Annotated in this window: 5 protein-coding genes and 1 pseudogene; 2 read left to right on the forward strand and 4 right to left on the reverse strand. The window is 53.1% G+C overall.

What is annotated here, in order from left to right:
* Positions 1-36: 36 nt before the first annotated feature.
* On the reverse strand, positions 37-1,743 hold the full coding sequence (locus ACYVJT_RS14830) for a hypothetical protein (protein ID WP_343960026.1): 1,707 nt from the start codon (positions 1,741-1,743) through the stop codon (positions 37-39).
* The gene (locus ACYVJT_RS14835) at positions 1,743-3,143 is read right to left on the reverse strand and encodes a site-specific integrase (protein ID WP_343960028.1); all 1,401 of its coding nucleotides are present in this window, start codon (positions 3,141-3,143) and stop codon (positions 1,743-1,745) included. The genes ACYVJT_RS14830 and ACYVJT_RS14835 overlap by 1 nt, the downstream gene beginning before the upstream one ends.
* Positions 3,144-3,314: 171 nt before the next feature.
* On the opposite strand from ACYVJT_RS14835, the gene ACYVJT_RS14840 reads away from it, so the two are divergent.
* Complete coding sequence (locus ACYVJT_RS14840; protein WP_343960030.1) at positions 3,315-3,734, forward strand: hypothetical protein; 420 nt, start codon at positions 3,315-3,317, stop codon at positions 3,732-3,734.
* A gap of 1 nt (position 3,735) precedes the next feature.
* Positions 3,736-4,113 (forward strand): hypothetical protein, encoded by a 378-nt coding sequence (locus tag ACYVJT_RS14845; protein WP_343960032.1) that lies wholly within the window; start codon positions 3,736-3,738, stop codon positions 4,111-4,113.
* 971 nt (positions 4,114-5,084) lie between these two features.
* Here the strand turns inward: ACYVJT_RS14845 and ACYVJT_RS14850 are convergent.
* A complete protein-coding gene (locus ACYVJT_RS14850) occupies positions 5,085-5,873 on the reverse strand; it encodes a glycosyltransferase family 87 protein (protein ID WP_343960034.1) in 789 nt (262 codons plus the stop codon).
* 130 nt (positions 5,874-6,003) lie between these two features.
* Positions 6,004-6,921 (reverse strand): annotated as a pseudogene (locus tag ACYVJT_RS14855) (IS3 family transposase); the annotation flags it as partial.
* Positions 6,922-7,022: the final 101 nt, after the last annotated feature.

Below are 7,022 nucleotides of genomic sequence, written 5' to 3' on the forward strand. Positions count from 1 at the left end.
TGGAATAGTGGTCTCAACACTCACTATTTTCCCACGTCAAAGACGCACCTCCACGTTAAAACGCCGTAACCACACCCAACTCATCGGTGGATCAAGGTTTAGGTTCAGGTGCATCAGCATTAACGTCGAGAAAAGAAATGCTGCTGCATATCCGCGGATACGTCGCCGTTCGGGGGATGCTAGCGCCACGCTCGCACTGTCTTTGGCCGTTGCGTTGGCAGATTCCCCACGCTGACGTAAAGAGCTGTAGTATGAGTGCCATTTCGGAGTTCCAAACTGGAAGTAACCGCCCAGTGCATGTTTGTCCCAGGCGTCGCCTCGTAGCACCATGGTGCCACCGGTGTTGTTACATAAACCGCCGCGCAGTTCCTCTGAGGGAACGTTCTTCTTCGCGATGGGCAGCAGCGTCTTGCCCTTGTCAGAAACAGTTGTATTGAAGAATGCCCGCAATGGGCAGTGCAACGTAGGGTTTGGCCCCGATGCAGGGCATATCCCCTGCCGTGACCCGTCAGAGCGCTGGGCGGTGTGGAATTTCACCAAGAATTTTGCGCGCTGCTGGAGACGATTTTGGTATGTTTCGCTATCGATCCTCTCCTCGCTGTCATCGTCGGCATAGTAATCAATGGTTGCACTGATCAGCTTCGGATAAGCCATGATCGCTGGTGAATATGCGTTACCTTCGAGCATGATAGCGCCGCCCGTCGGATAGGTCTTACCCCAGTATTCTTCTTTGAGGTCAAAGAGTAGGTCATAGCCCAGGGCGCGTGCCGGGATTTGGAAGTTCTCTGGCTTCGGGGTGTTCCCATAAATGCGGTCGCCAGCAAGAATGCCAGCTTTGAAACGCTCGTCTCCCGGTCGGTAGTCTTCACGGTGCATGTAGCGCACTGAGTGAATGGCACTTGGGCCAGGCGCTGCACCTGGTGTCGTCAGGTTGATGCCGGCAATCAGCTGAGGGAAGGTCATTTCGCGATGTGGATCATTGGTGCCCAGTACTGCCAGGGTAGCTTCCCAGCCCCAGCCTTTGATGTCGGACTTGCTGTGCTTAGCGTTTGGATCGTAGAAGTGATCCTCGCTACGCACGTAAAACCCAGCGTACGGCTCGATTGCCACGTATTGTGAGCGTTTCTTCGTCCCCTGTTGTCCGTAGGCGGCCACGAATGTGCCGTCCACCGCAACATTGCCATCGGAGCGACGACGAACCCATCGTGGGATTGTTGCCAGCAGCATTCGGTTCATCAGCGTTCGGCACCGCTCCAGCATGATGGCCCGGCGTTGCTGATCGGCGGCTTCGTTCAGGGCATCGAATTCTGCTTTCGTCATCAGGCAGCGCCGCTGCATCGGGTATGGGTCGATGACCTTCATGAATCGGTGGAATGAACGGTACAGACGATCATAGATTTGCTGCGCGGTGACGGATTGCTCCGAAAAAATCAGACCGAGTTCGTCTCGGGCATTCTGTTCCATGCCGTAATAGACCAGAGAGGTTGCCGCTGTCATTGTCAGCGGTGCTTCTTTCCTGACGAGGATTAGTAAAAGAGTCAGCATCTGCTCGGTACTCGCGAAAGCACCACGCGCGCCACGTAGGCCAGCCTGTTTTCGATCGTCTTGTTCCCATTGCTTAAGCATGTCCAACACTTCGCTTTGCAAAACGTAATGACGTGATGATGCCACGTCGTGTGCGGTCGCAAAAACTGGAGTATCGAAAATACCCTTCTTACTGACAATACGTTGTGTCTCAACCATTAGCTACGCACCTGCTCAGCCAGAGCACGACGCAGCGCATCACGTTTACGACGGATACGCTTGCAGTAGTCAGGGTTGTCAGCGCGGAACTTGGCTTTGCGGTCTGCATCAAAGGCACGCAGTGCAGTGACCGCAATATCCGCTGGCCCTTGGTCCAAATACGGGATGATCCGTTCCAGCGCTGACATTCCCTTAAGTCCGGCGGCTTTGAGAAATACTGGAACCGGACACCCCGAGTTCAACAGGCGCACAAACCAGGTCAAGCGCATCTTTTCCATATTGATCCGCAACCCGTTAGGACGTGCTGTGGTACGGCGCAGTGACTGGCTAATGACCGTCGACTCGCGAACAGTTTTGTGACAGCTGAACACATACGCGCCAGCTTTGACGGATTCGGCAAGGACCATGGCGTGGTCTTCCCATTCACCGGTCACCACGACCTGTCGAGGAGCACCACCAGAACGGATGGTGACAAACACTCCGTCTGAAGTTTCTGTGACATCCTCACGTTTCAAGTTGACCAATTCGCGGCTAGTTAGACCCGCACCCAGACCAAACGCCAGAACGGTCCAGCACATGTGCCGGGAATATGCCGTGTTTTGCGAAACCGCCCATTGCTTAAGTTGAAGAATCTCGGCTTGGCTATACGGTGCAGTAACTGGGGTGCGCCCGGCTTTTTCTAAAACACGCTCTCGGACACCGCCCGGCACTAGGTGGTCACCAACCCAGAGCAGACGCGCACGAATCGAACCCTTGGACGCCTTGGAATGCACATCATCGGTCGCGTTCATGGCATAGTACGCGATCATGTCAAAATCGAAGATGTCGTCAATGACCAGGTCAATTCCCATCACCCGATAGCACCAGTCCACGTATCGTACGATCACCGAGATGTACGACAACGGATCACCGACAGAGTTCGGGGCCACTGTCAGTGTCGCGTTCGCGACAAAATCCCGAATAGCAGGCCAGTTCTCCGGCTGAATCGTGCGCTTCGGTTCGTAGGCTCGTACACCCTTGATCTCGGCATCCGATAACGTGCGCGGTGTTGTCCCCATGTCAGCCCACTGACGCAATGCTTGTGGAAAATACTGACGGTAGACATTCGGACGTGACTGGTAGCCACCCCGGAACGCTCGCTGCTTCGTTGCTGAAAACACCAACGGCACCATCTGAGCGGCGCGTGTCCGAATCTTGCGGTCTGCACCAGCTTTGGCAGGAATAAAGGGTGACGGCTCGCCCTGATGCTGCGGCCACGGTAACGGTGCCGTACCGACCCACACATAGCACTCCGCCACAAGCCCCAGCATTTCGGGTACCAAGGGTCGCCACGGTCCTGGCTGACCGATTCTGAGCGTACTGTATTGCGCCGACGTGAACTGCTGAGAATTCTGTTTCATGCAGTACAAGTGTGCGGAGCATAAAAACAGCCTGAGACAACATAGTCCGAAACTATCGATAATGGTCGAATAGGACAATAGCGTCCACTATCCAGAATACTGGTGTCCCCTATTCAGGACACACTGTAAACTCGACAGCAGAAATTTCATCTACCTCATAAGCTGACCTTTGTGAACAGAATGCAACCCCAGGACTTCTATGCATCTCCCCAACTCTTCGGGGACATTTCAGCACGGTTGAAACCTGAATATGAGACAGCCCAACACGAACTCCAGCACAAAATAGTTGCAGCAAAGCTCCAAAATATCATCGCTTATTCGGTGAACAGTGTCATCAAAGTAGACGGCAGAATTCGATCCAAAACAGCCCAGAACGCCGGTATGGACTCCAAACGCCTCTACCGTCTGCTCAACGGTCAGGCATGGCTCAAGCTCTCCGACATCACCGGATTATCCAAAGCTCTAGGCGTCAACCTTGTCAGCGTTGCTGAGTATCAGGGCAAGCAACCAGTCACCTCACATAACAGCTTCGGACTGCAGACAGAACGAACACAGTTGCGAAAATCTCATACTAATCAGAGAGTGGATTGAGATGCTCACAGAACCCTCGATTGAAGAACTCACCCAATTACAGTGGCAAATCGGTCGGAAACGAATCACTTGGGCCACAAAGCAATTCGCTCGCTTCCAAGAGATGCCGGTCTGGAAATCAATGGAAGACAATCCCGTATCTGGAGAATTCAGAAACGATGCAGGAGCCAATCTATTTGTCTTCTTTGTTTCAAAGGGACTAAAAAATGCGGCATCGTCATCAACGGCTGCCCTGTCGCTGATGTTGTCCCAACACGACGCGATACCCACTGAAATACTCTTGCGTTCAACATTGATTGGTGCAACGAAAGCTCTGTATTTACTCGCGCCAGATGATATAGAGCAACGTGAAAAACGCTGTGAACGGATATATCTCTGACCGTAATGCTCAGGTCTACGCACGCTCCAAAGAAGCAAAACTCCTTGACCTTCCCGTCCCCGAGAACAAAAGACGCCAAGGTATCCGTGAAAGTGAGATCATTCGAGATGCATTCGACCACTTCGTTGAAGAAGGCAACTGCCAGTGCGGTAGACCAGAATGCCCCGATGATGATCGGGCAGCAATAAGATACCGTCTGCTGCGGAACTGGTGGGAGTACAGTTCAGTGGCTCATGGCAATCTATGGCACATAGAGCAATCACTAGCGGTCTTTCCAGATACAGACCTATTCACCACCGGCAACCTGGGCCAAGCGCTAGCTGACATCGGATGGGTCTACGCCACTGCTGTCTTCAAACTATACCTAACTCTACGACCATTTCGACCACGTGGAATACCTCAATATCAATCACCACGAGATGCTGGTTGACCTCCGAAATTCAACAAAGCCAACTGATCCAGAGAACATTTGAGCATATGAGTGCTGACATCGGCCCCTGTTGTCCCGACATGGTGAGCTACATATGCGTTGACGTGGGGCTAGCGCGCCAGCTTAGTCACGTTTGAATAGCTGCCGGGAGGATTCGTTGCACGTTGCGAGCAGCCCGATCCCCAGGGGTCCCAAGCAGATTATCCAGCACCATATACGTCCAGGTAGCTGAGGGACGGCTCGACTAATGAGGTGAGCATCGTGGCCAAATGCCTGTGAGCTTGTTCTCAGCCCTTGGTGTTTAAGAAGGTGCCGGTTGGATAGTTTGTTTCGGTATCACGGTCGAAGTCGGAATGCTTTTTGCTCCGTATAGATTGAATAATCAGCGCTGTCATGAAAAACACGGTTCCTAGAAGCAGAGACTCTCGCAGCACGAGGCCGACAGGCCATAGCACTGTTGGCCATGGTCTACGATAAATCCGCCAAGATCAGTGCCTTGTGCCCACAGGACACATAGCATGATCCCGAGGCCCCAGCGCCATCAGGGCTTGATACGGGACCAGAGATACGCCAGCGCAGGGAGCATGAATACGAAGTGATGTATCCAGCTAATCGGTGATAACAACGGACTAAGCAAGCCGATACATAACATCGCCGGAAGGAGTCCCGACCGGTGGTTTATGTACACGGCTGCGGCCAGTCCTGCTACGGCAGTGACCCTGACAGCTACGACGACGGGCCATCCAGTTATGCCAAGATATGCGGCGGTACCTTGAAGAGAATTGTTTCCGAGCGTGTCGAAGTTTTCACCTAATGCTACCCGGTCGCTGAGATTCCATAATGTGTCGCTGAAGAAACGCCAGAAGTCTTCCATAAAAAATATCCCGGCCAATAATGTCGCTGCGGTTCCGATAAGACAAGCCCACACTGCTTCCTTCCATCGTTTGGAAATGAGGAAAAAGATGATGAAAAGACCCGGAGTGAGCTTGATGGCCGTAGCCACCCACACAAGAGAACCGGTAAGAATTGGTTTAGCGCGGTCATGAGCAATGAGTACGCCGTCTAAGCACGGGGCCATCAGCACGATGTTGATCTGACCCCACAACATGTCCTGTGCCAAGATCGTGGTCGGTATGAAGACACAAAACCAGGTCAAGACGTCTTTACGCGCCACATATCGTGCTGAGACCAGACACTGGATGACCCAACACAAGATCAGCAACTGCACAATGGACCACAGCAAGAAAGCTATTTCAATGTGGAAGAGCGACATCCCAACAAAGAGCAGTATCCCGGCTGGTCCATAGTTATACGGCAAACCATTGGGCAACCGGTTTCCTGTGACGACGGGACCATCGACGCTTTCACCAGCCCGCGCTGTTTCGCCGGTGTAGTAATAAACATAGAAATCTACCGGTGATCTGCCCTGCGTTTTTCGGACACCTATTTGATGGTTTTTCTTAGGCGGCTGGGGCCAGCTGGAGTCCACCATAGTGGACTTCAGCAGGTCGTTGGTAATCTAACGCTGAGTGACGTCTGCGGGTGTTGTAGAAGCCTTCGATGTAGCGAAACACGTCGCGTTTTGCGTGAGCTTTGGTGGGATAGACGGTGCGGTGAACGCGCTCGTTTTTCAACGCAGCAAAGAACGATTCAGCTAAACTATTATCCCAGCAGACGCCGGTGCGGCCCATCGAGGCCCGCATCTTATGACGATCTAAAGCGGCCTGAAAATTCTTAGATGAATACTGTGCTCCCTTGTCGGAGTGGAAAATTGCCTGAGGTTGGATGGTGGTAGTGGCCACGGCATTGTCTAATGCCTGGGTCACTAAACTGTCGCGCATGTGATCGTCCATCGAGAAGCCGACGACTTTTTTGGAGTAGCAATCAATGACCGTGGCCAAGTACATGAAGCCTTGCCACGTATGAATGTACGTGATGTCGCCGACAAATTTCTGGCCCGGAGCGGTAGCACTGAAGTCACGTTGTACCAGGTCTGGAGTGGTCGCAGCAGCCTGGGCATCAGGGTCGATGGTGACTCGAAACGGTCGCGGCTGACAGGCGATCATCTGCTCTTCGGTCATGATCTGGCGGACGAGTTCGGGGCTTGCGTCGGTGCCTTCAGCCACCAGATCAGCATGGACTCGCCGGTACCCATAGGTCTGATCCGAGTCATCAAAATAAAACCAAATCCGAGCTGTCAGCTCCTCGCGGCGGGCCGCAGTGGCCGACTGCGGTCGAGACCGCCAGTCGTAGTAACCAGACCGAGACACGCCCAACCAGGCGCACATATTGGCGATCGTCCAGTACCGTACAGCAGTGTTTTTGTGGGATTCAATGAATTCGTACTTCGCCACTACTGTGGATCCCTCGCGAAGTACGCTGCTCTAGACTCAAACCGTCAGTGCAACACCCCTAGTCAACTTATGTTAGAGGTGGGTTATGGCGAAAATAGGACGGCCTGGACTTCCGGAGACCCAAC

The organism is Yaniella soli (genome assembly GCF_054782375.1).